The following is a 2458-nucleotide window of genomic DNA, read 5'->3' as shown; positions in this document are numbered from 1 at the left end:
GCCGCCCCGCCATTGCCGAAGCCGCCCGACGGCGCTCCAGAAACGGGCGGGGAACTCGGCAGCTGCTGCGCCAGCGCTACTATGCCTGCACTTCCGCTAATATAAGAAACAGCAGAAATATCCGCGCCGAATACACCAGCGGCAAGCACCGCCGCGACAACAAGCAACCGCTTCATGAGTCCCCCCGAGCCAATTGCTTATCGATACTCTTCCTCCAATTATAGAATATGACACGTTTTCGTGATCAAAGAAGAATCCACAGTCTTGTTTGCTAGTGGGGCTGGAGAATTCATGTCCAACGGCAGTCGCCGCCAGGACTTCCATCCAAGGGATCGCAGGAGTCGCAGGGCGCCGGTATTCAGCAGGTGTTCCAGCTTGCCAAGACAACCGCCACGCGCCAAGCTCCCGTTTCAGGAGAAGAGCTGCGGACGCAACGAACGGATGCCGACGCCCCGCTTCGCAGTTGCACTGCGATCTCGTCCGAGGTCGCATCGATGTCCAGGGGCCGCGACTGGAATTCCGGCCAGCCCGCCGCATGCACGCGGATGCCGTCATTGGCGATGCCGATGATCCAATCCGACATTATTGGCTGTTCTGGTCCGCGGACAAGGCTCCACCAGACGGCGCGCAATTTCATCGCGCCACCAGTCGAACCCATCCAGGACCTGCGCTTTATACGTCACCACAACAGCCCACCCCGCATGCAACAGCCGATTCTCGGCCGGGTGCAAAGGTGGAGTTTACTGCGCTGGCCGAAAAGGTGCGTGAAGTAAGGGGAGATGGAGGTGATTAGTTACAGGTTTGTGGTGTTGGCAGGCGGCGCACGAGACGCATTGGACTTATTTGTGGCCGAAGTGATGATGGGCGATAAGATATGCGAGGGCCGGCCATACAGCCAATCCTAGATGCAGAAGATCGTTGTCTGCATTGCCCTACGAGCTAAGTAGACTTCGCTATCACTCCAAACCAAAATTTAGTTATTTTAATTAATCTGATATCGCGATTATGGTCCTTCTATTTGATAGGGCAAATCCTCCCAGTTCCGTCAACTTTTCAAGAAAAGTTCTGAGCTCTGATGAAGTGGTAGCGCCGCTTAAAACGCTAATTTGCCGCATGAGATTGGGAATTTTGTCGCATGGAACCTCCGCATCCTCATAGTAATCATCAAATCTAAGGATTTCGTCCAGTCCCTGTGATTTTGCTACTGTCAAGAGCTGATGGTGAAGCTCGACACCCAGAGAAACCGATCGTTCCGGGCTGCCATTCGCATTGAGAACTGAAAAATCGAGCGACATCTTAGATCTTATGGCCTCCCTGGAAAGGCTGTCACCAACTCGCCTTTCGGATTAGTAACTACGGACATTATTGATGTCTGTTGTCCTGTCGCTCTATCAATTCCTATATCTCTATTAACGTCAAAGGTACGAACGGAATTCCCATTGGGTTGAACAACTGCCTTTTGTTGCGTCGCTAAATCAATAAGGGATTCTACATTTTCGCCACTGTTGAATTTGCTTTTGCCGGCGTATGTTGCAATCCCGTTAATAGTATGGCGATCTATAGTATGTTTAAGACCTTTCTTGCTAATATTTATTGATGGGTTCAATAACAACGATGCCTCTTTTTCGGCCGTTTTTAACCCATTCTTAGCTATTGTAGCTCCTACTTTCTCCTCGGGCAAGGTCGCGCTAAACGCGAGCCCGACGACTCCTAGCGCTACTTTGCCTATGTCTTTGTCCCGTATCCCTTCGTATACCGATTGTATATCTCCAGCAGGTGTGGCCGATAGTATAGCTTTTCCTGTGTCAACGGCCGCCTCGACGCCCGCGCGCCCTGATATGTCGGCTTGGTTGCTAAAGTATGCCCTGCCGGCTTCTGCCGCTGGGCCACCACTAAAGACACCTCCGTTTCCAAATAAGCTTTCCCACCCATGCCCATTCTGGTCATTTTTGTTGATCGGATCGTTCAGCGCATAGGCATATCGATTGGTGCCGACACCTTCCTTGGTTGGATCCCAGTCATCTGGCGAGATGAATCGTCCCAGCACGGGATCCATGTACCTGGCATTGAGGTAGAGCAGTCCGGTCTCGGGATCGAAGCGCTCGCCGATGTAGCTCTTCTGCGTCTGGAAGCCGGTGTTGAGGCGTTCGCCATAGCTGGCGTAGTTGGTGGCTTCGGTGATTGAGCCCGTGCCATCGGTGACCATGCGCACCGAGGCCAGGTGATCCCTGTGCAGGAAGAATTTGGCCGTGCCGGTGACCTTGATGTCGGGATGCGGATAGCGGGTGTAGACCTCCGCTCCCGGTGTCGCCGGATCGATCTCGACGGACGTGTCGGGATAGAGCGTGGTGGCGAAGGACGAGGCTTTCTTCGCCCGCGCCCCGTCAGGACCGTAGACGAGGTTGACGGTGTTGGAGGCGAGCGTGACCGTCTTCAGCCGGTTGGCCTCGTCCCAGGT

The 2458-nt window shown here is 53.8% G+C and carries 3 protein-coding genes; all 3 read right to left on the bottom strand.

The window, feature by feature from the left end:
- Positions 1 to 358: 358 nt before the first annotated feature.
- Complete coding sequence (locus FJ958_RS31360) at positions 359 to 637, bottom strand: hypothetical protein (protein ID WP_140749981.1); 279 nt, start codon at positions 635 to 637, stop codon at positions 359 to 361.
- Between the two features lie 349 nt (positions 638 to 986).
- On the bottom strand, positions 987 to 1295 hold the full coding sequence (locus tag FJ958_RS31355) for a hypothetical protein (RefSeq protein ID WP_140749978.1): 309 nt from the start codon (positions 1293 to 1295) through the stop codon (positions 987 to 989).
- A gap of 8 nt (positions 1296 to 1303) precedes the next feature.
- A partial coding sequence (locus FJ958_RS31350) for an RHS repeat-associated core domain-containing protein (RefSeq protein WP_181176592.1) occupies positions 1304 to 2458 on the bottom strand: 1155 nt, incomplete at its 5' end.

Source organism: Mesorhizobium sp. B2-3-5, from assembly GCF_006442395.1.
Lineage (GTDB): Bacteria > Pseudomonadota > Alphaproteobacteria > Rhizobiales > Rhizobiaceae > Mesorhizobium.
The sequence above is the reverse complement of the archived record's forward strand: the minus strand, read 5'-3'. Positions and strand labels throughout refer to the sequence as shown.

Coding starts and splice junctions, on each gene's coding strand:
- FJ958_RS31360 (WP_140749981.1), bottom strand. CDS start 637: ATGAAATTGCGCGCCGTCTGGTGGAGCCTTGTCCGCGGACCAGAACAG.
- FJ958_RS31355 (WP_140749978.1), bottom strand. CDS start 1,295: ATGTCGCTCGATTTTTCAGTTCTCAATGCGAATGGCAGCCCGGAACGA.